Genomic DNA, 26,246 nt, shown 5'->3' with positions numbered 1-26,246 from the left:
ACGGCGGCGGCGGCCGGGGCCCGCCGCCGTCCGCTCGGGTCAGAACTGCGTGTTGCCGGCGTCGACGGGCAGTGCGACGGACGTGATGTACCGGGCCTCGTCGGAGGCGAGGAAGAGCACCGCGTTCGACTGGTCACGGGTCTCCGTGACGTCGATCGGCAGCATGTTCATCAACATCGGGCCGAGGCGCTGATGCGCGCCGAGCGCGGCGATCATCGGGTTCTCGGCCCCGTCGTCGCCGAGCTCGCCCATCGGGGTGCGCACGCCGGTCGGATGGATCGAGTTCACGCGGATGCCGTGCTCGGAGAGCTCGGTCGCGAAGCCGCGCATCAGCCCGACGACGCCGTGCTTCGCGGCGACGTACGACGTGAGGAACGGCAGCCCCTTCAGCCCGGCGGCCGAGCTGGTGAGCACGATCGAGCCCCCGCCGCGCTCGATGAGGTGCGGCGCGGTCGCCCGGATCGTGTTCCAGACGCCCGTGAGGTTCGTCCCGATCGTGAGGTCCCAGTTCTCCTCGGTGATCCGGTCCCAGGTGTCGGGGATGGCGACGCCCGCGTTCGCGACCACGATGTCGAGACCGCCGAGCTCGGCCGCCCCCTCGTCCGCGGCGGCCTTCAGCGCGGCGAAGTCGCGGACGTTCGCGACCCGGCTGACGATCCGGCGGTCGAGCGCCTCGACCTGACGCACCGTCTCCTCGAGGTCCTCCTGCTTCGGCTGCGGGTACGGCAGCAGCGGGATGTGCTCGACGACGTCGATCGCGATGATGTCGGCGCCCTCCTCGGCCAGGCGCACCGCATGGCTGCGGCCCTGGCCTCGTCCGGCTCCGGTGATGAGGGCGACCTTGCCCTCCACGCGTCCAGGCATGGACGCTCCTTCCTTGACGGGGACCCTTCCGGGCCCGGGGATCAGACGACGCCGCTCGCGGCGATCCTGGGGTCGCGGTCGGCGCCCGCGGCGGGGTTGTAGCCGGGCTGCAGCAGGTGGCCGCCGTCGACGGGGACGGAGATGCCGGTCACCGCCGCGGCGAGGTCGGAGTTCAGCCAGAGCGCGGCGTCCGCGATGACGTGCGGCTGGAGCATCCCCGCGCCCTTCAGCGCGTGGAAGGAGCCGCCGGCGGCGAGCAGGTCGGCTTCGGTGCCCTCGCCCTCCGGCTTGCCGGACATCATGTCCCAGGCCCCCTGCCACGAGGTCATGGGCGTGAGGATCGCGCCGGGGTGCACCGCGTTCACGCGGATGCCGTGCTTGGCGACCTCGAGCGCGATCGTCTTCATCACGCCGACGACGCCGAACTTCGCGGCGCAGTAGTGCACGTAGTTCTCGCCCGGCTCGAGGCCGTTGATCGACGAGGTCATGACGATCGAGCCGCTGCCCCGCTCGATCATGTGCGGCAGCACCGCCTTCGCGCTCTTCCAGACGCCCGTGAGGTTGACGGCGATCATGTCGTCCCACGCCTCCTCCGTCAGCTCCCAGGAGGGGGCGAGTGAGAAGATCCCGGCGTTGGCGATGAGGGCGTCGATCTTCCCGAACTCGGCGATCCCCTTCGCGACCGCGTCGTCGAGGTCGGCCTGCTTCCGCACGTCGCCGACGACCGGCAGGATCCGGCGGTCCAGCGCCTCCACCTGCTCGACCGTCGTGTCGAAGTCGGCCTGCGTCGCCAGCGGGTACGCGACCGAATCGATCTGGTCGAGGGTGTCGACGACGATCACGTCCGCGCCCTCCCGCGCGCTCACCAGCGCGTGCGCGCGGCCCTGGCCGCGGGAGCCGCCCGTAATCAGCACGGTCTTGCCTTCGAGGAGCCCCATCGCCCTCTCCCTTCTCTCTGATGTCCCGGTGCTGCTCGTGGTCTCGAGGCTCGCTGCGCTCGCGCCTCGACCAGTGGGGGTCCTACTTGAGCGTGTAGCCGGCGTCGACCTTCAGCTCGAGACCGGTGATGTAGCGCGCCTCGTCCGAGGCGAGGAACAGCACGGCGTTCGAGATGTCGACGGGCTCGACCCACGGGATCGGCAGCGCGTTGGTGGTCCGGAAGACCTCCTCCGCCTGCTCGTCCGTGGGGTGCGGGGTGTCCGGGAGGAAGAGGCGGTACGTCGCCTCGTTCCGGATCATCCGCGTGTTCACCCCGGTGGGGTGGACGGTGTTGACGCGGATCCTGTCGGGCGCGAGCTCGAGCGCGAGGGTGCGCATGATCCCGACGACCGCGTGCTTGCTGGCCGTGTAGGCCGCGACGTTCGGCGTGCCCATCAGCCCCGCGGTGGAGCTGGTCAGGACGATCGAGCCGCCCGTGCCCTGCTGCTTCAGGTGCGGGATGACCGCCTTCGCGGTGTGCCACACGCCCTTCGCGTTGATGTCGTTGACGGTGTCCCAGTCGTCCTCGTCGACCTCCTCGGTGCGGTCGCCGAACTGGAACACGCCCGCGTTCGCCGACACGACGTCGACGTGGCCGAGCTCGGCGACGCCCTTGTCGAGCGCGTCGCGCAGCGCGCCGAAGTCGCGCACGTCGGCCTGCACCGCCACGATCCGCCGGTCGAGCGCCTCGACCTGCGCCACCGTCTCGTCGAGGTCGTCCGCGGACGCCCCCTCGTAGAACCGGTCCATCCCGGGGATCGGCGCGGCGACGTCGACCGCGATGACGTCCGCGCCCTCCTCTGCCAGCCGGAGCGCGTGGCTGCGCCCCTGCCCGCGTGCCGCCCCGGTGATGAACGCCACCTTGCCTTCGACTCGTCCCGCCATCGGAACGCCTTCTTCCTGGTCTCCTCGTTCCGTCGATCCGGTCGGATCGGCGCCTCGCACCGTCGCGAGGGCGTGCTCGACCTCCGGGAGGGCTCCGTGGAGCCCCTCCCGTCGGTCCGTGCTCGGGTGTCAGCGGGCGGCGAAGCCCGCCAGGGGGTCCTCCTCGCAGTCCGCAGGGTCGAGCGTCGTGGTCCCGGTCCGCCGGCCGAGGGTGATCCGGATGGGTCCCAGCCCGTCCTTCGCCGCCTTGGCGCCGCGGTGCGTGTGGTCGCCGGACGGCTTCGGCAGGGCGTTCTTCTCGTCCTTCACCTTCGCGAGCGCGACCTCGCCGAAGCCCTGCACGCACTCCGGGTCCGGGCCGTCGAGCGGCAGCCCCGTGAAGAACTTCGCGGCCATGCAGCCGCCCTTGCAGGTGTCGAAGAAGGCGCAGGACGAGCAGGCGCCGCCGGACTGCGGCTCGCGCAGGCGCTGGAACAGCTCCGACTCACGCCAGACCCGCTGGAAGCCGCCCTCGGACCGGATGTTGCCGGCCTTGAACTCGTCGTGGATCGCGAACGGGCACGCGTAGACGTCGCCGACCGGGTCGATCAGGCAGACGACCCGCCCCGCTCCGCAGAGGTTCAGCCCCGGCAGCGCCTCCCCGTACGCCGACAGGTGGAAGAACGAGTCCCCCGTCAGCACGCCGTCGCCGTGGGCGACGAGCCAGTCGTAGAGCATCCGCTGCTGCGCCGGTTCGGGGTGCAGCTCGTCCCACACGTCGGCCCCGCGCCCGGAGGGGCGCAGGCGCGTGAGCCGCAGCTGGGCGCCGAAGCGGTCCGCGATCGCCTTGAACTCGTCGAGCTGCGGGATGTTCTGCCGCGTGCAGACCACCGAGATCTTGAAGTTCTGCATGCCCGCGTCGGACAGGTTCTGCAGGGCCCGCATCGCGGTGTCGTACGACCTCGGTCCGCGGATCGGGTCGTTGACCTCGGCGGTCGCGCCGTCGAGCGAGATCTGCACGTCGACGTAGTCGTTCGCCGCGAGGCGACGGGCGACCTCCGGCGTGATCTTCACCCCGTTCGTCGAGAACTTGACCCCGACGTGATGGCTGGTGGCGTAGTCCAGCAGCTCCCAGAAGTCGCTGCGGACGGTGGGCTCGCCGCCGCCGATGTTGACGTAGAAGACCTGCATCCGCTCGAGCTCGTCGATGACGCCCTTGGCCTCCTCGGTGGTGAGCTCGCGCGGGTCCCGCCGGCCGGAGCTCGACAGGCAGTGGACGCACGAGAGGTTGCAGGCGTAGGTGAGCTCCCACGTCAGGCAGATGGGCGCGTCGAGCCCGTACTCGAACAGGTCCACGAGCCGCTGCGGCTTCGCGGGCGGCGGAGCCGGCAGCACGGCGGTCATGCGGCGGCCACCAGCATCCGCGAGGCGGCGAGCGAGCCGAGCGCGCGGCCGTATCGCGCCTCCTGCTCCTCCGGCACCCCGGCGGCGCGGCAGACGTCGCGCGCGGTGCGGACGCCGTCGAGCCCCTCGACCACCGACAGCAGGGTGCGCTCCTTGAGGAAGGAGAGCTTGCGCGTCTCGAAGTGGTAGACGAGCGCGCCGAACGGCTCGGGGCGGATCGACACCCGCGGGTGGACCCGCCAGGGCAGGTCGAGGTCGAACGCGTCGGCCGGCATCAGTAGACGCCGCACATGCCGTCGATCGAGACCTCCTCGACCAGGTCGTCCTGCTCGACGAGATCGGTCTGATCCGCGGCCTTCGTCGTGTCGGTGTCGGGTCGGTCCATGGCAGGCTCCTCACGGTCGGCTTCATCGGCGTCCGTCCGGCTCGGGAGCCGGTCGACACCGACGACGCTATGTGACACCGAGTGCCGTTGAGAATGGGGGCGGGCTGTGAGTCCGGAAAACACCCCCGATCAGCCGCGCGGCGGACGCGCCCCCGTCACGACGAAGGCGCAGCTGGGGCACGTCGGGCTCCAGCTCTTCTTCGAGCGGGGGTTCGAGCGGACGACCGTCGACGACATCGCCGCCGCCGCGGGCATCGGCCGGCGGACGTTCTTCCGCTACTTCGCCTCGAAGAACGACCTGCCCTGGGGCGACTTCGACGGGCTGGTCGAGGCGATGCGGGTCCGGCTCGCCTCCGTGCCGCAGGACGTGCCGCCGCTCGCGGCGCTGCGCGAGGCGGTGCTCGCCTTCAACCGCTTCCCCGACGTGGCGGACGAGGACCACCGGCGCAGGATGACGCTGCTGCTCGGCACGCCGGAGCTGATCGCGCACTCCACGCTGCGCTTCGCCGACTGGCGCCGCGCCGTCGCGGACTTCGTGGCCGACCGGCTCGGGGAGGACCCGGGAGGCCTGCGCCCCCAGACGATCGCCTGGACGTACCTCGCCGCCTCGATCGCGGCGTACGAGCGCTGGCTCGTCGACGGCACGTCGCTGCAGGACCTGCTGGCGGAGGCGATGGACCTGATCGAGGGCGCGTTCCGGCCGTGATCGCCGCCGACGTCGTCGTGGTCGGGGCCGGCACCGCCGGCTCGGTCCTGGCGGCGCGGCTGTCCGAGGACCCCGCCCGCCGGGTCGTGCTGGTGGAGGAGGGCCCGATCCCGGCCTCCGCGGCGCACCTGCCCGCGGAGCTGCTCGACGCGCGACGCGTGCCGGGCGCCGAGACCGAGGGCGCGTTCAACCGCTGGTTCCCGGTCGAGCTGACGCCCCGTCGCGACTGGCGGGTGTCGCGCGGCCGCGTCGCGGGCGGGTCGAGCGCCACCAACGGCGCCTACTTCGTGCACGCCCGCCCCGCGGACCTCGCGGACTGGTCCGGCGGCACCGGGCCGTGGGCGCCCGACGCGCTCGCCGAGCGCCGGGCCGCCCTCGAGCGCGACCTCGACCTCGGGGCGGCGGGCGGGCACGGGGACGCCGGCCCCGTCCCGGTCGCGCGGAGCCCGCTGACGCACCCGGCGGCGGAGGCCTTCGTCGCGGCGGCGACCGGCGCGGGCCACGCCTTCGTCGCCGACCTCAACGGCGCCGACGACCACGGCGTCGGGCCCCTGCCGGCCAACGCGGCGGCCGGCGTGCGGTGGAGCGCGGCGAGCACGCACCTGCTGCCCGCCCTCGGCAGGGGCAACCTCCGGATCGTCGAGCGCACCGCGGTCCACGCGGTGCGGCTGCGACGTGGACGCGCGACCGGCGTCTCGACCGCCCGCGGCGAGATCGCCGCGCCGCTCGTCGTGCTCGCCGCCGGCGCGCTGACGACGCCGGCGATCCTCCTGCGCTCCGGCGTCGGGCCGGCGCCCGCGCTCGGCGCCGCGGGCGTGCCGGCGGCGCTCGACGCGCCCGGCGTGGGCGGGCAGCTGTCGGACCACCCGCAGGTCGTGGTGACGTGGCGGCCCGCCGCGCCGCTGCCCCGGCCGGAGGCGGCGTGGGCTGGCGCGCTGCTGGACGCGCCCGCCGACGCGGGCGGCGACCTGGAGGTGCTGCAGTCGCTCGTGCCGATGGGCGGCCTGACCCGCACGGACCCGGGCGACGGGCCGCTCCCCCTCCTCGTCTCCGCGCACGCGCGGCAGGCGCCGGGCTCCCTGACGCTCGAGCCGGACGGGACCGTGCGGATCCGGCAGGGCTACCTGCGGACGGCGGCGGACCGGGCCCGGCTGCGGCAGGGCGCCCGGCTCGCCGCGGAGGTGGCGCACGGCATGCGGGGCGAGGTCGACCCGGGCCCGGCGGTGCTCCGCGACGACGCGGCGCTCGACCGCTGGGTCGCGGAGCACCTCGGCACCGCGCTCCACGCCTGCGCGACCGTGCCGTGGCGCCTGCCGGACGGCGCGCCGGGCCCGGTGGACGAGGCCGGGGCCGTCCGCGGGATCGACGGGCTGGTCGTCGCGGACACGTCGATCCTGCCGACCGCCCCGTCCCGCGGCCCCGCCGCCACGGCGTTCCTGATCGGCGAGGTCGTGGCCGCCGCGCTCCGCTGACGCCGCTGCCAGGGGCGTGCTGCAGGCTGGCGCCGAGGCGTCCGGCGCGACCGCCCGATCGCCGCGGATCCAGGAGGGGACGACGATGCCGATCACCTATCTGCGCGTGGAGCTCGCGCCCGACGCCGCCGAGCGCGGCCTCGCCGTGCTGCAGCAGGCGCTCGTCGACACCCGCGCCTTCGAGGGCTGCGGGAACGTGCGGCCGTTCGTCGATCCCGGCGACCCGTCGAAGGTCGTCGTGCGGGAGGAGTGGGCGTCGCGCGAGCGCGAGGACGCCTACGTCGCCTTCCGCGCCACCCCCGAGGGCGCCATCGACGGGTTCGCGGACGTGCTCGCCGCCCCGCCCGTCCGGGAGCACGTGCAGGACTGACCTCCCGTCGTCCGGTCGGGGCGAGGAGGATCGGCGCATGCCCCGACTGCTGCAGCTCGACTCCTCGATCGATCCCGCCCGATCCCGGTCGCGCGCCGTCACCGGCGCCTTCGCGGACTCGTGGCGGTCCCGCGGCGACGACTTCGCCGTCGTGCGGCGCGACCTGCACGAGCGGCCGGTGCCCCACCTGACCGACGAGGCGTCGCACTGGGCGCCCCGGCTGCGTCGGGCGGGTGCGACCCCGCCGGCCGAGGAGGAGGCGCTGCAGCGCGAGCTGATCGACGAGCTGCTGGCGGCGGACGTGCTGCTGATCGGCGCGCCGATGTACAACTACTCGCTGCCGTCGAGCCTGAAGGCCTGGATCGACCACGTGCACGTGCCCGGTACGACGGCGCCCTTCGACACGCCCGACCAGCCGCTGGCCGGGCGCCCCGCCGTCATCGTGACGAGCCGGGGCGCGGTCTACGACGCCGGCACGCCCGCCGAGGGCTGGGACCACGCCGTCCCGCCGCTCAGGCTGATCCTCGGGAACGCCTTCGGCATGCGGGTGTCGGTGCTCGAGACGAACGCGACCCTCGCGGGCAGCGTCCCGGCGCTGGCGGACCAGGCCGATCGCGCGCAGCGCGAGCTCGATGCCGCGACGGCGGGCGCCCGCGACCTCGCCCTCCGCCTGCCCTGACCGCGGTCCGGGCCGGGCCGGGATCAGGCGCCCCGCGCCTCGAGGTAGGTCCGGACGTAGTGGGTGTAGTGCTCCGCGACGAGCCGCCGCGCGCCGGCCTCGTCGAGGTCGCCGGACCGGCGGCCCTCCAGGGCGTCCCACCAGTTGCTGCGGCCGATCGCGAAGCCGGCGAAGCCCTCCACGGGCGCCGCGACGCGCAGCCACTCGTCCAGCTGCTCCTGCGGGGCGTGCCGACCGAGCACGATGCAGCGGCCCGTCCGGTCGCCGCGCCGGGCGGTCGCCGCGACGCGTTCGGCGTCCGCCCGCTCCGCGAGGCCCTCGATCTTCCAGATCGCGGGATCGACGCCGTGGTCCTGCAGGAACTCCATGGCCGACACCGTGAGGTCGGGGCGCACCTCGCGGTCGTAGCGGTCCTGGTCGCCGTCCACCCGCGCGAGGTCGTCGTCGGTGGCCGGGACGAGCAGCTCCACGATGAACTCGAGGTTCTGCTCGGCCGCCCAGCCCGCGATCTGCGCGACCTTGAACGCCTGCTGCGCCCGCTCCTCGACGTCGAGCCCGGGGTTGTCGCGCACCAGCACCTTGGGGTGGTCCGCGCCGAAGAACCCGGCGTGCTCGCGCCACGCGGTGCCGAACTCGAAGTCGAACCACTGCTGCCCGCTCGCCTCGAGCGGCATCGCGAGCGCGACCCGCTCGTCGGCCGCGGCGAGGACCGCGGGCGACGCCCCGTACTGCTCGTCGACCAGGAAGCCGGGCCGCACGCCCTCCGGCAGCGACGGCAGCGCGTCCTGCAGCCCGCGGTACACGAGCAGCTTGTTCGCGGCGATGTCGGCGGCCTGCTCCGGCGTCGGCGCCCCGTCGAGCCCGTACAGCTTCTCCTCGATGCTGTCGCGCTGGTCCATGGCGAGGATGAAGAAGAGTCGCTGCTCGGTCATCCCGCCATGCTGCGCGCCCGACGCTGCGCGGCGCGTGGGCGGCGGCTGTGCACGAGGTCTGTCGGCGCCGGTTGCTAGCGTCATGCCATGCCCTCGGTCGACCGTCTCGTCTGGATCGACTGCGAGATGACGGGTCTCGACCTCACGATCGACGAGCTGGTCGAGGTCGCGGTGGTCGTCACCGACTTCGAGCTGCGCGTGCTCGACCCGGGGTTCGACGTCGTCATCAAGCCGTCGGAGGCCGCCCGCGAGCAGATGAACGAGGTGGTCGTGAAGATGCACACCGCCTCCGGCCTGCTCGAGGAGATGGAGCGCGGCACCACGCTCGCCGACGCCGAGCAGCAGGTGCTCGAGTACATCGCGCGCTTCGCGCCCGCCGGGCAGGCGCCGCTCGCCGGCAACACGATCGGCACCGACCGCGGCTTCCTGATGCAGTACATGCCGAAGGTCGACGCGCACCTGCACTACCGCAGCATCGACGTGTCCTCCATCAAGGAGCTCGCCCGGCGCTGGTACCCGCGGGTCTACTACAACGCGCCGGCGAAGCACGGCGGCCACCGGGCGCTCGCCGACATCCTCGAGTCGGTGCGCGAGCTCGACTACTACCGGCACACCGTCTTCGCGCCGCTGCCCGGTCCGACGTCGGACGAGGCGCAGGCCGCGGCTACGGAGACGACGGCGGCGTACGCCCGCTGACTCCACTACACTCTCCGATGGCCCCGAGCAGGGGCCCGTGGTGGGCGTAGCTCAGTTGGTAGAGCGCTGGCTTGTGGTGCCGGAAGTCGCGGGTTCAAGTCCCGTCGTCCACCCCACTCTCCCCGGAGGCCCGGCGATGCCCGTGCACCTCTCCCTCGACGAGTTCGAGACGCTCGTGGAGCGCGAGCTCGACGCCCTGCCGTCCGAGATGACCGACGGGCTCGAGAACCTCGTGTTCGTCGTCGAGGACGAGCCGGAGGACGGTGAGGAGCTGCTCGGCCGCTACGAGGGCGTCGACCTGACGCAGCGCGGCCAGTACGGCTTCGGCGAGCTGCCCGACCGCATCGTGCTGTTCCGCCTCGCCCACCTGCGGTCGGCGGAGACGCTCGACGACCTCCGCGACGAGGTGCACACGACGCTGGTGCACGAGATCGGCCACTTCTACGGCCTGGACGACGACCGGCTGCACGAGCTCGGCTGGGCCTGACCGTCGCCACGGACGCTGAGCACCTCGCAGCAACGAAGTCGGCGTTGCGCAACGCCGACTTCGTTGCTTTGAGCTGCTCAGCCGGCTCGTCGTGCAACGCGCAGCGGCTTCGGCAAGGCCGCGTGGCGTTGCCGATGCCTCGACGCGTTGCACCAGTCGGGAGCCGGGAGCCGGATCGGGCGTCGGTTCTGGGCGGAGGACGGCGCACCACGTGGAGGACCGGGCGGCTGTCCACGTCCTCCGCACGGTCGCTGATCCTCCGCCCGACGTCGCGGCGTCATCCGCCCCGTGCGCGAAGGCCGGCTTCGGCAACGCGCAGCGGCTTCGGCGACGCCGCGCGGCGTCGCCCATGCCGCGGAGCGTTGCCGGAGGCGTGGAAGCGGGTGACTCCGGGCAGGCGGCGGCGGGCGCCGCCGCGAGGTCAGAGGTGCTTGGAGCGCTCGTTCGGGTCGGCCTGGCCCTGCAGCGGGTCGCTGTCGCCCTGGTCGTAGGAGTACTGGACGAACAGCTCGTCGTTGATCGTGCGCGTCTCGCCGGCGGTGTACTCGAACATCGCGTCGGTGCCGTCGACCAGCGCGTACTGCGTCACCCTCGACTCCGGCTTCCCGTCCTCCAGGTAGCGGTGCTCGGTGGTGCCCTCGAGCGGGCCGTCGAGGTACTCCGCGACGTAGCGGTCCGGCTCGGTGGAGGAGGTGTCGCTCATGGACGGCCACGATATGCAATGCGGGCCGTGCGGCCGCTGGGCAGCGCCTGGACGTGCTCGCCGTCGACGACGAGGTCGGCGAGCCTCCTCGGCCGTTCAGCGGCGATGCGCTCCGCCTCCTGCGCCGCCCAGCGGTCCCAGTGCGGCTCGTACGCCGCGCCGTCGCGCGCGAGGGCCCGACGGCGGCGCTCCCCCGCGTCCAGCTCGAGCCACAGCGCGAGGTCGGCGAGCGGAGCGCTGCGGCGCGACAGCAGGCCGCTGCCCTCGACGACGAGCCCGCCCGACGGCGGGACGACGTGGCGCTCGGCCGGCTCCCCCGCGGCCCAGTCCCACCTGCGCCACCCGCCGGGCCGGCCGGTGCGACGGGGCACGAGGAGGTCGGACGTGACCGCCTCGGCACCGGCGAGCAGCCCGTCCCAGCCCGGGTAGCAGTCGTCGAGCCGCACGAGCGCGGCGCCCGTGCGGTCGACCAGCGCGTGGGCGAGGGTCGACTTGCCGGCGCCCGAGCGCCCGTCCACGAGCACGGTCCAGTCCGCCCGAGCGGCGCCCAGCGCCACGACCGCCCGCACCGCGGCCGCCGGGCCGATCACCGGACCGACCCCGGATGCCAGGTGCCCGCGAGGACCGCGGCGGCGACGGCGACCCCGAGCACGACGACCGCGGCGGCGACGAGCACGGCGTCCGGCGCGCCGAGCCGCGAGGGGCGCGCCCAGGTGCGCCCGCCCGGGCCCCCGAAGCCCCGCGCCTCCATCGCCGTGGCGAGCACGGTGCCGCGCCGCACGGACAGCACGAGCAGCGCGAACGCCTGCCCGGCGAACCGGCGGATCCGGCCGCGGTCGGCGACGCCCCGGGCGCGCCGGGCGAGCGCGAGCGCGCGCCAGTCCTCCCCCAGCAGCCCGAGCAGGCGGAAGGCGGCGAGCGCCCCGAGCACGAAGCGGGACGGCAGGTGCAGCAGCTGCGCGAGGCCGTCGGCCAGCCGCGTCGCATCGATCGCGCCCAGCAGCCCGAGCCCGACGAGGCCGATCGCGAGGACGCGCAGGAGCGTCGCGAGCGCCAGCACGAGCGACCCCTCCGACACCTGCACGAAGCCGGCCTGCACCAGCACGCGGCCGCCGCCGGCGCCGTACAGGGCGATCGTCAGCGCGGCGAGCGGGGCTGCGACGAGGATCGGCACCGCTGCCGCGGGCCGGACGCGCGCACCGGCGAGCGGCAGCAGCACGGCCCCGAGCAGCAGCGCGGTGCCGGCGGAGACCGGGTCCACGCTGATCACGAGCACGACCGCGAAGCCGATCGCGACCGCGAACCGGGTCACCGGGTTCGCCGCGGCGATCACGCGAGCACCAGCCGCTCCGCCCCGAGCGCCGCCGCGAAGTCCTCGTCGTGGGTCACGGCCACGACGGAGCGGCCCTCGTCGAGCAGCTCCCGGAACAGGTCGACGAGCGCCGCCCAGGTCAGCGCGTCCTGGCCGAAGGTCGGCTCGTCGACGACGAGCACGCGCGGGGCGGTCGCGAGCGCGGTCGCGACGGAGAGCCGCGGCTGCTCGCCGCCGGAGAGCGTGAAGGGGTTCGCGTCCGCCAGCGCGGCGAGCCGCAGGCGCTCGAGCACGGCGTCGACGCGCGCGGCCGCGTCCGGCAGGCCGAGGGCGCGCGGGCCGACCGCGAGCTCCTGCCGCACGGTCGGTGCGAGGAACTGGTGCTCGGGCTGCTGGAAGACGGTGCCGATCCGCGGCAGCAGGTCGCGCGAGCGCCAGCGGAGCGGGTCGCGGCCGAGCCCGTCCGCGAGGGCGGGCGCCGCCTCCACCGCACCGGCGACCGGCGGCAGCAGACCCGCCAGGGTGAGGGCGAGGGTCGACTTCCCCGCGCCGTTGCGCCCGAGTACGGCGAGCGCGCGACCCGACGAGACGGCCGCGTCGAGGCCGTCGCGGACGACCGCGCCGCCCCGGCCGACGGCGAGCGCGCGGCCGGTCAGCAGCGGAGCCCCCGCGGCGGGCACGGGACGGGCGGCGCGCGGCGGCGGCCCGGGGACCCAGACGCCCGCCGCGGCGAGCGCCCCGCCCTCCGCCGCCAGCACCTCGCCGGGCCGACCGGCCGTGAGCACGCCGCCGCCGGGAGCGAGCACCACGATGCGGTCGACGTGGTCGCGCCAGATCCCGACCCGGTGCTCCACGACGACGAGGGTCGCGCCGGCGGTCGCCTCGAGCACCGCGTCCCGCACCTCGACGACGCCCGCCGGGTCGAGGTTCGCGGTCGGCTCGTCGAGGAGGACGGCGCCCGGCCGCATCGCGAGCACGCCGGCGAGCGCGAGGCGCTGCTGCTGGCCGCCGGACAGCGCCGACGTCGACCGGTCCTGCGGCACCGCGAGCCCGACCGCGGCGAGCGCGGCGTCGACCCGCGGGCCGATCTCGTCCCGCGGCACCCGGAGGTTCTCGCAGCCGAAGGCGACGTCGTCGCCGACGCGCTCGAGGACGATGTTCGCGTCCGGCGCCTGGAGCACGAGGCCGACCCGGCCCCGGACGTCGCGGGGGTCGGCGCCGTCGACGTCGAGCACGCCCTCCTCAGCGCCCTCGTCGTCGCCGAGCACGCCGGCGAGCGCCTTCAGCAGCGTCGACTTGCCGGAGCCGGAGGGCCCGAGCAGCAGCACGCGCTCCCCCGGCTCGACCACGAGGTCGAGTCCGCGGACCGCCCAGCCGGCGCGACCCGCGTGCCGCCACCCCCAGCCCCGCGCCGTGAGCGCGGCGGCCGTCACCCCGCGCGCCGCGCCCGGCCGGCGGGGAAGCGCGCGAGGACGCCCGTGCGCGCGAGCGCCTGCACGAGCACCCACGCGAGCAGCCCGGCGAGGACCGCGCCGCTGACGGCCTGCGCGATCAGGTAGACGACGGCGAACTGCGGGCTCGACCCGGCGTAGTAGCCCGCGAGCCCGGGGATCAGCGACAGGTCGTAGACGGAGGCGCCGACCCCGGCGAGGGCGCCGGCGAGCAGCGCGCTCCACCAGGTCCAGACGCGGTAGCCGAGCACCGCGAACAGGATCTCGGCCCCGATCCCCTGCATGAGGCCGGAGACGAGCACGGTCGCGCCCCACTGGTTGCCGACCAGGGCGGAGACGACGGCGGCGAGCAGCTCGCCGTACAGCGCCGCGCCCGGCTTGCGCACCACGAGGGCGACGAGCGGCCCGGCGATGAACCAGACGCCGTTGACGAGGCCCTGGATGCCGGGCAGCACGGGGGTGAGCAGGTTGCTCGGCCCCTGGTAGCCGACGTTCCAGGCGATGAAGAGGAAGCCGCAGGCGACGCCGAGGACGGAGGCGACGACGATGTCGACGACCCGCCAGCGGTACGAGCGCGCGGTCCGGTTGCGGACGGTGGTGGATGCGGTCACGAAACGTGCCCTTTCTGTGATCAGGAAAAGGCACGGGATTGAGCTGCGACTTCCCTTCGCCGGTACTAGCCGGATCAGGTTCGTGCGGTCGGAGCCCGGATCGGCTCCCTCTCAGCCCGGCCTACCGGGCTCCCGTGTCGGGCGCGATCCTACGCGGGCGGTCAGGACACCGCGAGGCGGACCGTGTGCAGCCCGGTCGGGCCGTCCGGCAGCTCGCCGGTCTCCGCCGCGGTCTGCACGAGCCCCGACCGGTCCGTCGCCCGCACCCGGAGCCTGTGCTCCCCCGGCGTCGCCGTCCACCGGTACCGCCACTGCCGCCACGTGTCGTCGGTCCACGCGGCCGACAGCTCGCAGTCCCGCCACGGCCCGTCATCGATCTGCAGCTGCACGCGGGCGACCCCCACCGGCTGCGCCCAGGCGACCCCCGCGACCGTCACGACGCCGGCGTCGACGCCCCCGAGCGGCACGTCGATGCGGCTCGAGAGCTTGACCGGCGCGCGGGCGGCGTAGCCGCGCGGCGTCCAGTACGCCTGCTGCTCGTCGAACCGGGTCACCTCGAGCCGGGTGGTCCACTTCGTCGCCGACACGTACCCGTAGAGCCCCGGCACGACCATCCGCGCCGGGAAGCCGTGGATCTGCGGCAGCGGCCGCCCGTTCATCCCCACGGCGAGCAGGGCGCCGCGGGCCGGATCCTGCAGCAGCGCCAGCGGCGTCGAGGCGCTGAATCCGTCCGCACCGGAGGACAGCACCATGTCCGCGCCCTGCCGCGGCCGCGCCCGCTCGAGCAGCCGGTGCAGCGGCGCGCCCTGCCAGACCGCCGTGCCCACGAGGTCGCCGCCGACCGGGTTCGAGACGCAGACCAGGGTCGCCGCGGTCTCGGCGCCCGCCATCGCGACCAGCTCGTCGTAGCCGATGCGGAACGGCGCGTCCACCTCCCCCGCGACCTCCAGCGACCAGCCCTCCGGCTCGATCGCGGGCACGGTCAGCGCGATGTCGATCCGGTAGAAGTCCGCCGCGTCGGTGACGAGCGGAGCGGCCCCGGTGACGCCGAGGCTGGTCGGGGCCGGCGGCGCGGGCGCCGTCACCGGCGGCAGGCGCAGCCGCGCGATGGTCGCGGACACGTCCCGCGACCGCGACCCGATGGAGCGCCCGAAGGAGCCGGCGACGACGCCGGCGCCCGCCCACACGGCGGCGCCGGACACGAGCCTGCGCCGGGCGAGCGAGGGCTCGCGGACGGGGTGCACCAGCTGGACGACCACGAAGGCGCCGATGACCCCGGCCACCGCCGACGGGGCGACGTCCGCGACCGAGGCATCGGTGCGCGTCACCGCGGCGATCGCGGCGACGACCGCCGCGAGCCCCGGCGGCACCACCCCGAGCGGCGGCCGCCACCGCTGCAGCAGCCCGGCGGCGGCGCCGAGCAGCAGCACGAGCACGGTCAGCAGCACGACGAGGAACGGCTTGTCCCCGGTGCCGAAGAGGGCGATGACGGCTGACTTGACCTGCGGCGGTGCGGCGTCCACGAGGAGCGACCCCGTCGCGAGCAGCGGGCTCGCCGCCGTGCTGAACACCGCGGCGACCAGCTCGCCCGCTCCGAGCCCCGCGACGGCGGCGGCGACGCCGCCGCCGACGGCGAGGGGTCGCGACAGCGGCTCAGGCACTCACTTCTTCAGCGCGCGGACGACGCGCGCGAGGGCCTTCCCGGTCACCCAGACGAAGGGGATGCCGACCACGAGCAGCGCCACCGGGTTGGGCTGGAAGCGCACGCCGAGGCTGTCGCCGACGTACGCGCCGACCGGCCAGACGTACCCGCCGCCGCCCCCGCCGCTGCCGCTCTCCTCGCCGCCGCCGCCGCCGAAGCCGTAGCCGACCACCGCGACGGGCACGACCGTGGTGCCCTCGATCTCGCGGGCGTCGCCGTACACGGCCTGCACGCCCACCGACTTCAGCACGTTCGCGATCTGCACCGGGATCGAGTCCATGCGCGCGACCGTAGACGGCGCAGCCGGGAGGGCGCCGAGGGCGGGTCGAGCAACCGTCAGGGGCGCCCCCTACGGTGATGAGCCGATCCGCCACGCGCCCTTCGACGCTCCATGAGAGGACCTCCGTGCAGACCTGGCCAGGCACCCCGTACCCCCTGGGAGCGACCTTCGACGGCGGGGGCACCAACTTCGCGCTGTTCAGCGAGGTCGCGGAGCGGGTCGAGCTGTGCCTGTTCGACGAGGACGGCGCCGAGACCCGGATCGACCTCGTGGACGTGAACGCCTACGTCTGGCACGGCTACCTGCCGCAGGTCCAGCCCGGCCAGCGGTACGGCTACCGGGTCCACGGCCCGTACGACCCCGAGCAGGGCGTGCGCTGCAACCCGAACAAGGTGCTGCTCGACCCCTACGCGAAGGCGACGGTGGGCGAGTACGACTGGGCGCAGCCGCTCTTCTCCTACGACTTCGGCGACCCGGACTCGCGCAACGACGAGGACTCGGCACCGCACGTCATGCTCTCGGTCGTCATCAACCCGTTCTTCGACTGGGCCGGCGACCGCCCGCCGAAGACGCCCTACCGCGAGACGTTCATCTACGAGAGCCACGTCAAGGGTCTGACGAAGCTGCACCCGGAGATCCCCGAGGAGGAGCGCGGGACGTACGCGGGCGTCGCGCACCCCCTCGTCATCGAGCACCTGAAGAAGCTCGGCGTCACGGCGATCGAGCTGATGCCGGTGCACCAGTTCGTGCAGGACTCGACCCTGCTCGAGAAGGGCCTCCGGAACTACTGGGGCTACAACACGATCGCGTTCTTCGCGCCGCACAACGAGTACGCCTCCACCGGCCAGCTCGGCCAGCAGGTGCAGGAGTTCAAGGCGATGGTGCGCGAGATGCACGCCGCCGGCATCGAGGTGATCCTCGACGTCGTCTACAACCACACCGCGGAGGGCAACCACCTCGGGCCGACCCTGTCCATGCGCGGCATCGACAACGCGGCCTACTACCGCCTGGTCGACGAGGACCGCCGGTTCTACATGGACTACACCGGCACCGGCAACAGCCTGAACGTGCGGCACCCGCACGCGCTGCAGCTGATCATGGACTCGCTGCGGTACTGGGTGACCGAGATGCACGTCGACGGGTTCCGCTTCGACCTCGCCGCCACACTGGCGCGCGAGTTCTACGAGGTGGACCGGCTGTCGACCTTCTTCGAGCTGGTGCAGCAGGACCCCATCGTCAGCCAGGTGAAGCTGATCGCGGAGCCCTGGGACATCGGGCCGGGCGGCTACCAGGTGGGCAACTTCCCCCCGCAGTGGACGGAGTGGAACGGCAAGTACCGCGACACGGTCCGCGACTTCTGGCGCGGGGAGCCGTCGACCCTCGGCGAGTTCGCCGCCCGCATCACCGGCTCGGCGGACCTGTACGAGAACGACGGCCGGCGCCCCGTCGCCTCGATCAACTTCGTGACGGCGCACGACGGCTTCACGATGCGCGACCTTGTGTCGTACAACGAGAAGCACAACGACGCGAACGGCGAGGACGGCCGCGACGGCGAGAGCCACAACCGCAGCTGGAACTCCGGCGTGGAGGGCGAGACCGACGACCAGCACGTGCTCGCGCTCCGCGCGAAGCAGCAGCGCAACCTGATCGCGACGCTGCTGCTCAGCCAGGGCGTGCCGATGCTGCTGCACGGCGACGAGCTGGGCCGCACGAAGGGCGGCAACAACAACACCTACGCCCAGGACAACGAGCTGTCCTGGCTCAGCTGGGAGCAGGCCGACCAGCCGCTGATCGAGTTCACCGCCGCGATCTCCCGCCTGCGCCACGAGCACCCGGTGTTCCGCCGCGAGCGCTTCTTCGACGGGCGTCCGCGGAAGCGCGAGGAGGCCTCCGCCAAGCCGGACATCGTCTGGCTGCGGCCCGACGGCTCCGAGATGCAGCCGGAGGACTGGGACAGCGGGTTCGGCAAGGCCGTCGGCGTCTACCTGAACGGCGAGGCGCTGCGCGACCGCACGGTCCGCGGCGAGCGGATCACCGACTGCGACTTCCTGCTCTATTTCAACGCCGGCGACGGCGAGGTGAAGTGCAAGCTGCCCCCGCGGTCGTACCAGCCCGGCTGGGACGTCGTGGTCGACACCGCGGCCCGTTCCACCGACCGGGGGCCGCTGCGCGGCGGCAACCAGCTGGTGCTCGACCCGCGCTCGCTCGTCGTGCTGCAGGCGCACCAGGAGCCGGAGACCGAGCCCGACCACTCCGTGGCGGCGTCGCTCGCGGTGCTCGCGAACCAGACCGCCGCCATCCCGATCATCCCGAGCTGAGGACGTCCCCACCGTGAAGACCCCCGTGTCCACCTACCGCGTGCAGGTGCGGCGCCCCTTCGACCTGCACTCCGTCGCGGAGCTGACCGACTACCTGGCCGACCTCGGCGTCGACTGGGTCTACCTGTCCCCGCTGCTCGAGGCGGAGCCCGGCAGCGACCACGGCTACGACGTCGTCGACCACGCCCGCGTCGACCCGGCCCGCGGCGGCCGCGAGGGCCTCGACGAGGCGGCTCGTGCGGCGCACTCGCGCGGGCTCGGCGTGCTGGTCGACATCGTGCCGAACCACATGGGGGTCGCCACCCCCGAGCTGAACCGCTGGTGGTGGGACGTGCTGACGCACGGCCGCGACGCCGAGCACGCCGACGCCTTCGACGTCGACTGGGACTTCGGGAACGGGCGGCTGCGCATCCCGGTCCTCGGCGACGGCGACGACGAGCTGGAGCGGCTCGAGCTGAAGGACGGGAAGCTGGCGTACTACGACCAGGAGTTCCCGATCGCCCCCGGCACCGGCGAGGGGACGCCGCAGGAGGTCCACGACCGCCAGCACTACGAGCTGATGAGCTGGCGTCGCGCCGACGACGAGCTGAACTACCGCCGCTTCTTCGCCGTCAACACGCTCGCCGGCATCCGCGTCGAGCTGCCGGCGGTCTTCGACGCCTCGCACGCGGAGATCGTGCGCTGGGTGCGCGACGGCCTCGTCGACGGCCTGCGCATCGACCACCCCGACGGCCTCGCCGACCCGGAGCGCTACCTCGCCGACCTCGCCGAGGCGACCGGCGGCGTCTACGTGCTCGTCGAGAAGATCCTCGAGGGCGACGAGCCGCTGCCGACCGCGTGGCGCACCGCGGGCACGACCGGCTACGACGCGCTCGGCGACTACGACCGCGTCCTCGTCGACCCGGCCGGCGAGCAGCCGCTCACCGAGCTCGCGTCCCGGCTCGCGGGCGAGCAGGTCGACTGGCACGAGCTGATCCACACGACCAAGCGCGCCGTCGCGGACGGCATCCTGCACTCCGAGGTGCTGCGCCTGGTCCGCACCGCGGAGGCCGAGGCGCCGGACGCCGACCCCGACCGGCTCGCCGACGCCTTCGGCGAGCTGCTCGCCTGCTTCCCCGTGTACCGGACGTACCTGCCAACGGGCGAGCAGTACCTCGACGAGGCCGTCGCCGAGGCGCGCCGCCGCCGGCCGGACCTCGACGGGGAGCTCGCGGTCGCCGACCGGCTGCTGCGCGACCCGTCGACCGCGGTCGCGCAGCGCTTCCAGCAGACGAGCGGCATGGTGATGGCGAAGGGCGTCGAGGACAACGCCTTCTACCGGTACACCCGGCTCGGCAGCCTGACCGAGGTCGGCGGCGAGCCCAGCGAGTTCGCCCAGGACCTCGAGCGCTTCCACGCCCGCCACGCGCGGCGCCAGGAGACCTGGCCGGACGCGATGACGACCCTGACCACCCACGACACGAAGCGCGGCGAGGACGTGCGGGCGCGGATCGACGTGCTCGCCGAGATCCCCGGCGAGTGGGCCGAGGCCGTCGACACCCTGGAGCGGGCGGTCGGGTTCGGCGACCCGACGTTCGCCAACCTGCTCTGGCAGGCGACGATCGGCGCCTGGCCGATCGAGCGCGACCGGCTGCACGCGTACGCCGAGAAGGCGGCGCGGGAGGCCGGCGTCTCGACGACCTGGACCGCCCCGGACGAGGACTTCGAGCGGCGCATGCACCTCGCGGTCGACGCCGTCTACGACGACGAGCGCGTCGCGGCCCTGATCGCGCGCCTCGCCGAGGACATCGCCCCGGCCGGATGGTCGAACGGCCTGTCGATGAAGCTGCTGCAGCTCGCCGGTCCCGGCGTCCCCGACGTCTACCAGGGCAGCGAGCTGTGGGAGCAGAGCCTGGTCGACCCGGACAACCGGCGGCCGGTCGACTTCCGCCGCCGCCGCGAGCTGCTCGGCGAGCTCGACGCCGGCGCGCAGCCGGTGATCGACGAGACCGGCGCCGCGAAGCTGCACCTCGTCGCCCATGCGCTGCGCCTGCGGCGCGACCGCCCCGAGCTGTTCACGGCCTACTCGCCGCTCACGGCGGACGGGGCCGCGGCCGAGCACCTCGTCGCCTTCGACCGCGGCGGCGCGATCGCCCTCGCCACGCGGCTGCCCGTCCGCCTCGCCGAGCGGGGCGGCTGGGGAGACACGACCGTCGACGTGGGCAGCGCGCCCGTGCTCGACCTGCTGACGAACCGCGAGCACCCGGGCGGCGCGCTGCGGATCGCCGACGTGCTCGACACCTACCCGGTCGCGCTGCTGATCGAGAACGGAGGCAAGCCGTGAACCGTCACCCGCTCGCCGTGTGGGCGCCGAAGCCCGAGCGCGTGCGCCTCTGGCTCGACGGCGCCGAGCACCCGATGACGAAGGACGAGGGCGACTGGTGGTCGCCCTCCGACGACCTCGCGCCCGCGACCGACGCCCGGTACGGCTACCTGCTCGACGACGCGGACTCCCCCGTGCCCGACCCGCGCTCCCGGCGGCAGCCGGACGGCGTGCACGAGCCGTCGCAGCGCTTCGACCCCGCCGCGCACGAGTGGCAGGACGGCGCCTGGACGGGGCGCCCCCTCGCGGGCGGCGCCGTGTACGAGCTGCACATCGGCACCTTCACGCCGGGCGGCACCCTCGACTCCGCGATCGAGCGGCTCGACCACCTGGTCGACCTCGGGATCACGCACGTCGAGGTCCTGCCCGTCAACGCCTTCAACGGCCGCTGGAACTGGGGCTACGACGGCGTCCTGTGGTGGGCGGTGCAGGAGACGTACGGCGGGCCGGCGGCCTACCAGCGCTTCGTCGACGCCTGCCACGGCCGCGGCCTCGCGGTGATCCAGGACGTCGTCTACAACCACCTCGGCCCGTCCGGCAACTACCTGCCGCAGTTCGGCCCGTACTTCTCCGAGGGCGGCGCGAACACGTGGGGCACGTCGATGAACCTCGACGGCCCGGACTCCGACGAGGTCCGCGACCTCATCGTCGGCAACGCGCTGATGTGGATGTCGGACATGCACGTCGACGGGCTCCGGCTCGACGCGGTGCACGCGCTGGTCGACTCGCGCGCCGAGCACCTGCTCGAGCGCCTCGCGGTCGAGACCGACCGGCTGTCGGCGCACCTCGGCCGCCCGCTGACCCTGATCGCCGAGTCGGACATGAACGACCCGCGCCTCATCACCTCTCGCGAGGCGCACGGCTACGGGCTCACCGCGCAGTGGAGCGACGACTACCACCACGCGCTCCACGTCGCGCTGACGGGCGAGACGACGGGCTACTACGCGGACTTCGAGGGCCTCACCGTCCTCGCCCGGGCGATGACGCACGGGTTCGTGCACGACGGCACGCTCTCCTCCTTCCGCGAGCGCCACCACGGGCGGCCGATCGACCGGCTGACGATGCCGACCAGCCGCCTCGTGACCTTCGCGCAGGACCACGACCAGATCGGCAACCGCGCCACCGGCGACCGGCTGTCGCAGACGCTGTCCCCGCAGCGGCTCGCGGTCGGCGCCGTGCTGAACCTGCTGACCCCCTTCACGCCGATGCTCTTCATGGGCGAGGAGTGGGGTGCGACGACGCCCTGGCAGTTCTTCACGAGCCACCCGGAGCACGACCTCGGCGAGGCGACCGCGAAGGGCCGCATCGAGGAGTTCGCGAAGATGGGCTGGGACCCCGACACGGTGCCGGACCCGCAGGACCCCGAGACGTTCCAGCGGTCGAAGCTGGACTGGAGCGAGCCGGAGTCCGGCCACCACGCGGCGCTGCTCGCGCTGCACAAGCGGCTGATCCTGCTGCGCCGACGGCTCGCCGAGCTGACGGACCCCGCCTTCACGTCGATCGAGGCCGAGGCGGACGACGCCGCCGGGACGATCGTGCTGCGCCGCGGCGCGGTGACGGTCGCCGCGAACCTCGGCACCGCGCCGGTAACCGTGGCGGCATCCGGGTCCCTGGTGCTGAAGACGGCGGAGGCTGTGGCGCTCGACGGGGACGCGCTCACCCTGCCGCCGGACAGCGCCGCCGTCCTCGCCTGACCTCCAGGACGGGCTGATTGGCTCGGGACATGACGCGCTACGAGTACGTGATCGTCGGCGGCGGGATGATCGCCGACGCCGCCGTGAAGGGCATCCGCGAGCTGGACCGGGACGGCGCCGTGCTCGTGCTCGGCGACGACCCCGAGGAGCCCTACACGCGCCCGGCGCTGTCGAAGCTGCTCTGGACCGATCCGTCGTTCACCGAGGACAAGGTGCCGCTCGGCACGGCGGACGCGGAGATCCGCACCGGCGCCACGGTGTCGGCGATCGACCCCGAGGGCAAGACGGTCACGGTCGAGGGCCCTTCGACAGGCTCAGGAGGGACCGGGGAGACGCTCGAGTACGGCGCCCTGCTGATCGCGACCGGCGGCTCGCCGAAGACGATCGACCTGCCCGCGGGCGACCGCGTCGTCTACTTCCGCACCTTCGCCGACTACCGGCACCTGCGCGAGCTCGCCGCCGAGCGGCCGCACGTCGCGGTCGTGGGCGGCAGCTACATCGGCACCGAGATCGCCGCCGCGCTCGTGCAGAACGACGTGCGCGTGACCCTGGTCGTCCCCGACGACACCCTGCGCGAGAAGGTCTTCCCGCGTCCCCTCGCCGAGACCTTCCAGCGCTGGTTCGAGGACGCGGGTGTGGAGATCGTGACGGGCACGAAGGTGACCGGCGGCACCGAGACCGCCGACGGCGTGACGCTCGAGCTGGACTCCGGCGGCACCCTGGAGGCCGACGCGGTCGTCCTCGGGCTCGGCATCGAGCCGAACACCGCGCTCGCGGAGGCCGCCGGCCTGGCGGTCGACGACGGTGTCGTCGTCGACGAGCACCTGCGCACCTCGAACCCCTCCGTCTACGCGGCGGGCGACGTGGCCAGCTATCCGGACGCGCTGCTCGGCCGCCGCCGCATCGAGCACGTCGACCTGGCGCGGAAGATGGGCCGGGCGGCCGGACGGCAGATGGTCGGCGACGAGGCGCCCTTCACCTACACCCCGTACTTCTACTCGATGGTCTTCGGGCACCGGTACGAGGCCGTCGGCGACCTCGACTCGCGGCTCGACACCGTGGAGGCGTGGGCCGAGCCCGGTGCGAAGGGCACCGTCTACTACCTGGACGGCGACGCGGTGAAGGGCGTCCTGCTGTGGGGCAACTCGTCGGACGCGGAGCCGGACGCCCGTGACGGCGCGCGCGAGGTGCTGGCCGACCCGACCGGGTGGACCCGCGAGCAGCTCGCCGAGCGCACCCTGGTCTGATCCCTCAGACCTCCGTCGCGTAGACGACGAGGTTGTCCGTGTAGCTGTGCGCGATCGGGTCGAACGGCTCGCTGCAGGTGATGAGGCGCAGCTGCGCGTCCGGGGTGGGGCCGTAGACGGCGTCCGACGGGAAGAGCGCCTTGTCGACCACGTGGCTGCGGTCGACGCGGTAGACGACTTGGCTGTCGTCCGACATGCGCACCCGGATCCGGTCGCCCGGCCGCAGGCGCCGCAGGTCGACGAAGACCGCGTCGCCCTGGATCGTGTCGAGGTGCCCGACGATGATGGCCGGCCCGACGTGCCCCGGCACGACCCCGCCCGACCACCACCCGGCCTCGTCGGCGTACTCGGGCGCCTGGAGCACCCCGCGCGCGTCGCGGCGGAGCCGCTCGAGCGACGAGTCGACCCCGATGCTCGGGATCACGACCCGGACGGGCTTCGCGGTCGACCGCTCTGGGCGCTCGGTCCTCACCGGCTGCTGGAAGGCGCCGGTCGCGCCGCGCTCGCGACGGATCTCGGCGGCCGTGCGCTCGGCCCGCTCCGCGACGACGGCGCTCCGCTCGGCCCGCCGCTGATCCGCGAGGTGCAGCGACGCGGCCGTGCCGCCGCCCATCGCCAGCAGCAGGGCGACGAGCAGGGCGACGGGCCGGCCCCGCACGGTCAGACCCGGACGGTCCGCCGGCGGCCCCGCACCATCGCGCCGGTCAGCAGGATCCCGGCGCCGGCGGCACCGGCCGCGAGCAGCCCGGCGAGGCCCGCGTCGCCCGCGGCGAGGCCTCCCCCGCCCGCGGCCAGGGCACCGACCGGGGCCACGGTCGAGGCGGCGCTGTCGAGCGCGGTCGCGAGCGTGAGCCCGCCCTTGGCGTCGTCGATGACGAACAGGGTGTGCGCGCTGCCCGCGGCGAAGTCCTCGTCGACGGTGGCGGTGTCCGAGCCCGAGGACAGCTTCAGCGCCGTCTTCCCGGCCGGCACCGAGACGTAGTCGCCGATCGAGCCGAACTTCGCGCCGTCGGCCACCGAGGTGGAGCCGGCGTCGACGGTGACGGCGTCGTGCGTGACGGCCGCCTGCACGATCCGCACCTTCGCGCGGTCGCCCGCCGCCTCGGCGAGGTCGTCGGAGAAGGCCTTGGTCTCGAGGTCCTTGTTCAGGCCGATCGCCGCGACGGTCTCGGCCTCCCCCGCCGTGACCTCGACGGACCCGCTCACGACGGGCGTCGCGTTCGGGTCCGTGCTGCCTGCCGGCCGCATCGCGAGCGCGTAGGTGCCCTGCGGCAGCTTCATGTACGGGGAGATCGCCCCGTACGCGACGTCGTCGAGCCGGAAGAGGACGCCGCCGCTCAGGCTGGACAGCGTCACGTCGACGGCGGCGGTGTCCGGCGACATGTGCGCGAGGCGCACCCAGCCGTCGCGGGTCGCGGCGGTGGCGGGAGCGGTGGGCGCGACCACGAGGGCCAGCGCGGCCGCGGCTGCGGCCAGGACGGCGAGGCGGGGGCGTCGGATCACGCGGTCCACGGTATCGCGCGGTGCTGACGACGCGCCCGGCCGGGTCAGGACGAGGGCACCCACTCGGGATCCGGGATGAAGGCGGCGACGACGCCGTCCTGCGTGACGTCGATGGTGCGGGCGGCGAAGTCGCCGCGGAGCGCCGAGAAGGTGCGCACGAGGTCGCTGGTCGCCGCGAGGTCCTCGGGCACCGGCCGCCCGTCGACCTCGCTGATCACGACCGAGGTGCGCAGCCCGGAGTCGTCGCCCGGCTGCACGCCGAAGGAGGCCACGGTGATGCGGTCCGTCGCCGCCAGCTGCGCGAGCACCAGGGCGATGCGCGCGTCGACCGCACCGCGTTCGAGCAGTGCCCGGTCGCGGTCGCTCATCGTGATGCGCGGGTTCGCCGCGAGCTGACGGCCGGCGTCGAGGCGCACGGCGGCCGCTCGGCGCTCCGCGGCACCCGTCGGCGCGGTCGGCGTCGGCCCGGGCACAGCCGTCGGCGAGGGCGAGCGAGACGGAGCGGGCTGCGGCGAGGCGGTCCCCCCGCCCTGCACGGCTCGGACGACGAGGGCATCCGGGCCGGTGCCGTACCGCGCGACGGCCGACGAGCGCTGCAGCGCCGCCTCGGCGGCGCCGCCCGCTCCCTGCAGCGACCTGTCGGCCACCACGTAGTCGGCGCGGTCCCACGGGGCGGAGCTCGGCACGCTGCCGGACCGCCCGGCGTACCAGCCGACGGACGCCCCGCCCGCGTCCGCGAGATCGGGCCAGGTGCCGAGCCCGACGAGCACCAGCCGGTCGGCGGGGACGCCGTCCGCGAGCCACCGCTGCACCTGCGCCACCTCCCGGTCGGGCCGCGCCTCGAGCCGGGGCAGGCCGGTGAGCGCCACGACGACGCCCACGAGCAGCAGCGCGGCGACGCCGGTCAGCCAGCCCGAGCCGACCAGGCTGCGACGGAAGACCGGGTCGAGCAGCGCGACCGCGGCCCGCTGCGCGGCCGCTCCGGTCGCGAGCGCGGCGGCGACGAGCAGGGCGTCGAGCAGGCCGACCGGGTCGGCGCCCGCCGGCCAGACCGATGCGAGCAGCAGCAGGGCCGCCGCGACGGCGAGGCCCCTCGTGCGGCGGTGCCGGGCGGCCGCGACGAGGGCGACGAGCCCGACTGCCAGGCCGACCGGGTCGGTCGTCGCCCACGCGGCCGGGCTCGCGACGCCGACGGCGGCGAGCGGGTGCGCGGGGAAGGCGGATCG

The 26,246-nt window shown here is 74.3% G+C and carries 27 protein-coding genes, 1 tRNA gene and 1 riboswitch; of the genes, 11 read left to right on the top strand and 17 right to left on the bottom strand.

Features of this window, described 5'->3' with window-relative positions; genetic code table 11:
• Positions 1-39 precede the first annotated feature (39 nt).
• The 6 genes from ACFSBI_RS14400 to mftA form a co-directional block, all read right to left on the bottom strand.
• Positions 40-864, bottom strand: coding sequence for a mycofactocin-coupled SDR family oxidoreductase (locus tag ACFSBI_RS14400; protein ID WP_377936121.1), 825 nt, complete (start codon positions 862-864; stop codon positions 40-42).
• 41 nt (positions 865-905) lie between these two features.
• On the bottom strand, positions 906-1,802 hold the full coding sequence (locus ACFSBI_RS14395; protein WP_377936119.1) for a mycofactocin-coupled SDR family oxidoreductase: 897 nt from the start codon (positions 1,800-1,802) through the stop codon (positions 906-908).
• Between the two features lie 82 nt (positions 1,803-1,884).
• Positions 1,885-2,727, bottom strand: a complete 843-nt coding sequence (locus ACFSBI_RS14390; RefSeq protein WP_377936117.1) for a mycofactocin-coupled SDR family oxidoreductase — start codon at positions 2,725-2,727, stop codon at positions 1,885-1,887.
• Between the two features lie 129 nt (positions 2,728-2,856).
• A complete protein-coding gene (gene mftC, locus ACFSBI_RS14385) occupies positions 2,857-4,110 on the bottom strand; it encodes a mycofactocin radical SAM maturase (RefSeq protein WP_377936115.1) in 1,254 nt (417 codons plus the stop codon).
• Entirely contained in the window at positions 4,107-4,385 is a 279-nt protein-coding gene (gene mftB / locus ACFSBI_RS14380; RefSeq protein WP_377936113.1) for a mycofactocin biosynthesis chaperone MftB, read from the bottom strand. Before mftB ends, mftC begins: the two co-directional genes overlap by 4 nt.
• Positions 4,385-4,495: a mycofactocin precursor MftA gene (gene mftA / locus ACFSBI_RS14375; RefSeq protein WP_377936111.1), complete on the bottom strand. Its 111-nt coding sequence runs from the start codon at positions 4,493-4,495 to the stop codon at positions 4,385-4,387. Before mftA ends, mftB begins: the two co-directional genes overlap by 1 nt.
• Before the next feature lie 106 nt (positions 4,496-4,601).
• Between mftA and mftR the strand changes: the two genes are divergently transcribed.
• From mftR to ACFSBI_RS14355, 4 genes are all read left to right on the top strand, one after another.
• Entirely contained in the window at positions 4,602-5,201 is a 600-nt protein-coding gene (gene mftR / locus ACFSBI_RS14370) for a mycofactocin system transcriptional regulator (RefSeq protein ID WP_377936109.1), read from the top strand.
• Positions 5,198-6,673, top strand: a complete 1,476-nt coding sequence (locus tag ACFSBI_RS14365; protein ID WP_377936107.1) for an FAD-dependent oxidoreductase — start codon at positions 5,198-5,200, stop codon at positions 6,671-6,673. The genes mftR and ACFSBI_RS14365 overlap by 4 nt, the downstream gene beginning before the upstream one ends.
• Positions 6,674-6,758: 85 nt before the next feature.
• On the top strand, positions 6,759-7,043 hold the full coding sequence (locus tag ACFSBI_RS14360) for a putative quinol monooxygenase (protein WP_377936105.1): 285 nt from the start codon (positions 6,759-6,761) through the stop codon (positions 7,041-7,043).
• A 37-nt stretch (positions 7,044-7,080) separates the two neighbouring features.
• On the top strand, positions 7,081-7,722 hold the full coding sequence (locus ACFSBI_RS14355; RefSeq protein ID WP_377936104.1) for an FMN-dependent NADH-azoreductase: 642 nt from the start codon (positions 7,081-7,083) through the stop codon (positions 7,720-7,722).
• Between the two features lie 23 nt (positions 7,723-7,745).
• On the opposite strand, the gene ACFSBI_RS14350 is transcribed toward ACFSBI_RS14355, so the two are convergent.
• Positions 7,746-8,654, bottom strand: coding sequence for a 2-deoxy-5-keto-D-gluconate 6-phosphate aldolase domain-containing protein (locus tag ACFSBI_RS14350; protein WP_377936102.1), 909 nt, complete (start codon positions 8,652-8,654; stop codon positions 7,746-7,748).
• Between the two features lie 87 nt (positions 8,655-8,741).
• On the opposite strand from ACFSBI_RS14350, the gene orn reads away from it, so the two are divergent.
• The 3 genes from orn (at position 8,742) to ACFSBI_RS14335 (ending at position 9,837) form a co-directional block, all read left to right on the top strand.
• Complete coding sequence (orn, locus tag ACFSBI_RS14345) at positions 8,742-9,350, top strand: oligoribonuclease (protein WP_377936100.1); 609 nt, start codon at positions 8,742-8,744, stop codon at positions 9,348-9,350.
• A gap of 40 nt (positions 9,351-9,390) precedes the next feature.
• Positions 9,391-9,466 (top strand) — tRNA-His (locus ACFSBI_RS14340).
• Positions 9,467-9,486: 20 nt separating this feature from the next.
• Positions 9,487-9,837: a metallopeptidase family protein gene (locus ACFSBI_RS14335; protein ID WP_377936098.1), complete on the top strand. Its 351-nt coding sequence runs from the start codon at positions 9,487-9,489 to the stop codon at positions 9,835-9,837.
• Between the two features lie 421 nt (positions 9,838-10,258).
• On the opposite strand, the gene ACFSBI_RS14330 is transcribed toward ACFSBI_RS14335, so the two are convergent.
• From ACFSBI_RS14330 to ACFSBI_RS14300, 7 genes are all read right to left on the bottom strand, one after another.
• Positions 10,259-10,540, bottom strand: a complete 282-nt coding sequence (locus ACFSBI_RS14330; protein ID WP_377936096.1) for a hypothetical protein — start codon at positions 10,538-10,540, stop codon at positions 10,259-10,261.
• Positions 10,537-11,130: a nucleoside/nucleotide kinase family protein gene (locus ACFSBI_RS14325; RefSeq protein ID WP_377936095.1), complete on the bottom strand. Its 594-nt coding sequence runs from the start codon at positions 11,128-11,130 to the stop codon at positions 10,537-10,539. Before ACFSBI_RS14325 ends, ACFSBI_RS14330 begins: the two co-directional genes overlap by 4 nt.
• Positions 11,127-11,873, bottom strand: a complete 747-nt coding sequence (locus ACFSBI_RS14320) for an energy-coupling factor transporter transmembrane component T family protein (RefSeq protein ID WP_377936093.1) — start codon at positions 11,871-11,873, stop codon at positions 11,127-11,129. The genes ACFSBI_RS14325 and ACFSBI_RS14320 overlap by 4 nt, the downstream gene beginning before the upstream one ends.
• The gene (locus ACFSBI_RS14315) at positions 11,870-13,285 is read right to left on the bottom strand and encodes an ABC transporter ATP-binding protein (protein WP_377936091.1); all 1,416 of its coding nucleotides are present in this window, start codon (positions 13,283-13,285) and stop codon (positions 11,870-11,872) included. Before ACFSBI_RS14315 ends, ACFSBI_RS14320 begins: the two co-directional genes overlap by 4 nt.
• Entirely contained in the window at positions 13,282-13,914 is a 633-nt protein-coding gene (locus ACFSBI_RS14310) for an ECF transporter S component (RefSeq protein WP_377936089.1), read from the bottom strand. The genes ACFSBI_RS14315 and ACFSBI_RS14310 overlap by 4 nt, the downstream gene beginning before the upstream one ends.
• A gap of 33 nt (positions 13,915-13,947) precedes the next feature.
• Positions 13,948-14,060: riboswitch (TPP riboswitch) on the bottom strand.
• Between the two features lie 15 nt (positions 14,061-14,075).
• Positions 14,076-15,575, bottom strand: coding sequence for a molybdopterin-dependent oxidoreductase (locus ACFSBI_RS14305; protein ID WP_377936087.1), 1,500 nt, complete (start codon positions 15,573-15,575; stop codon positions 14,076-14,078).
• Positions 15,576-15,896, bottom strand: coding sequence for a hypothetical protein (locus ACFSBI_RS14300; protein ID WP_377936085.1), 321 nt, complete (start codon positions 15,894-15,896; stop codon positions 15,576-15,578). It abuts the gene before it with no gap.
• Positions 15,897-16,021: 125 nt separating this feature from the next.
• Between ACFSBI_RS14300 and glgX the strand changes: the two genes are divergently transcribed.
• From glgX to ACFSBI_RS14280, 4 genes are read left to right on the top strand one after another with little or no spacing between them, the layout of a single operon-like run.
• Positions 16,022-18,214 carry a glycogen debranching protein GlgX gene (glgX, locus tag ACFSBI_RS14295; protein WP_377936083.1) on the top strand — a complete coding sequence of 731 codons (2,193 nt, stop codon included), beginning with the start codon at positions 16,022-16,024 and terminating at the stop codon, positions 18,212-18,214.
• Positions 18,215-18,227: 13 nt separating this feature from the next.
• Positions 18,228-20,537: a malto-oligosyltrehalose synthase gene (gene treY, locus ACFSBI_RS14290; protein WP_377936082.1), complete on the top strand. Its 2,310-nt coding sequence runs from the start codon at positions 18,228-18,230 to the stop codon at positions 20,535-20,537.
• Positions 20,534-22,270, top strand: coding sequence for a malto-oligosyltrehalose trehalohydrolase (gene treZ, locus ACFSBI_RS14285; protein ID WP_377936080.1), 1,737 nt, complete (start codon positions 20,534-20,536; stop codon positions 22,268-22,270). Before treY ends, treZ begins: the two co-directional genes overlap by 4 nt.
• A 29-nt stretch (positions 22,271-22,299) precedes the next feature.
• Entirely contained in the window at positions 22,300-23,517 is a 1,218-nt protein-coding gene (locus tag ACFSBI_RS14280; RefSeq protein ID WP_377936078.1) for an NAD(P)/FAD-dependent oxidoreductase, read from the top strand.
• A gap of 4 nt (positions 23,518-23,521) precedes the next feature.
• Here the strand turns inward: ACFSBI_RS14280 and ACFSBI_RS14275 are convergent, their stop codons facing one another.
• From ACFSBI_RS14275 to ACFSBI_RS14265, 3 genes are all read right to left on the bottom strand, one after another.
• Positions 23,522-24,175 carry a class F sortase gene (locus tag ACFSBI_RS14275; protein ID WP_377936076.1) on the bottom strand — a complete coding sequence of 218 codons (654 nt, stop codon included), beginning with the start codon at positions 24,173-24,175 and terminating at the stop codon, positions 23,522-23,524.
• Between the two features lie 2 nt (positions 24,176-24,177).
• Positions 24,178-25,020 carry a DUF4397 domain-containing protein gene (locus ACFSBI_RS14270; RefSeq protein ID WP_377936075.1) on the bottom strand — a complete coding sequence of 281 codons (843 nt, stop codon included), beginning with the start codon at positions 25,018-25,020 and terminating at the stop codon, positions 24,178-24,180.
• Between the two features lie 44 nt (positions 25,021-25,064).
• Positions 25,065-26,246 (bottom strand): hypothetical protein (locus tag ACFSBI_RS14265; RefSeq protein WP_377936073.1); only part of this gene is annotated, 1,182 nt, incomplete at its 5' end.

The sequence above is a fragment of the Amnibacterium endophyticum genome, from assembly GCF_042680685.1.
In the GTDB taxonomy this organism is placed as follows: Bacteria; Actinomycetota; Actinomycetes; order Actinomycetales; family Microbacteriaceae; genus Amnibacterium; species Amnibacterium endophyticum.
This window is presented reverse-complemented; position numbering and strand designations above follow the sequence as displayed.

Excerpts from the sequence above, each read along its gene's own strand:
- ACFSBI_RS14400 (WP_377936121.1), bottom strand. The coding sequence starts at position 864 with ATGCCTGGACGCGTGGAGGGCAAGGTCGCCCTCATCACCGGAGCCGGA.
- ACFSBI_RS14395 (WP_377936119.1), bottom strand. The coding sequence starts at position 1,802 with ATGGGGCTCCTCGAAGGCAAGACCGTGCTGATTACGGGCGGCTCCCGC.
- ACFSBI_RS14390 (WP_377936117.1), bottom strand. The coding sequence starts at position 2,727 with ATGGCGGGACGAGTCGAAGGCAAGGTGGCGTTCATCACCGGGGCGGCA.
- mftC (WP_377936115.1), bottom strand. The coding sequence starts at position 4,110 with ATGACCGCCGTGCTGCCGGCTCCGCCGCCCGCGAAGCCGCAGCGGCTC.
- mftB (WP_377936113.1), bottom strand. The coding sequence starts at position 4,385 with ATGCCGGCCGACGCGTTCGACCTCGACCTGCCCTGGCGGGTCCACCCG.
- mftA (WP_377936111.1), bottom strand. The coding sequence starts at position 4,495 with ATGGACCGACCCGACACCGACACGACGAAGGCCGCGGATCAGACCGAT.
- ACFSBI_RS14360 (WP_377936105.1), top strand. The coding sequence starts at position 6,759 with ATGCCGATCACCTATCTGCGCGTGGAGCTCGCGCCCGACGCCGCCGAG.
- ACFSBI_RS14355 (WP_377936104.1), top strand. The coding sequence starts at position 7,081 with ATGCCCCGACTGCTGCAGCTCGACTCCTCGATCGATCCCGCCCGATCC.
- ACFSBI_RS14350 (WP_377936102.1), bottom strand. The coding sequence starts at position 8,654 with ATGACCGAGCAGCGACTCTTCTTCATCCTCGCCATGGACCAGCGCGAC.
- orn (WP_377936100.1), top strand. The coding sequence starts at position 8,742 with ATGCCCTCGGTCGACCGTCTCGTCTGGATCGACTGCGAGATGACGGGT.
- ACFSBI_RS14335 (WP_377936098.1), top strand. The coding sequence starts at position 9,487 with ATGCCCGTGCACCTCTCCCTCGACGAGTTCGAGACGCTCGTGGAGCGC.
- ACFSBI_RS14330 (WP_377936096.1), bottom strand. The coding sequence starts at position 10,540 with ATGAGCGACACCTCCTCCACCGAGCCGGACCGCTACGTCGCGGAGTAC.
- ACFSBI_RS14300 (WP_377936085.1), bottom strand. The coding sequence starts at position 15,896 with ATGGACTCGATCCCGGTGCAGATCGCGAACGTGCTGAAGTCGGTGGGC.
- ACFSBI_RS14280 (WP_377936078.1), top strand. The coding sequence starts at position 22,300 with ATGACGCGCTACGAGTACGTGATCGTCGGCGGCGGGATGATCGCCGAC.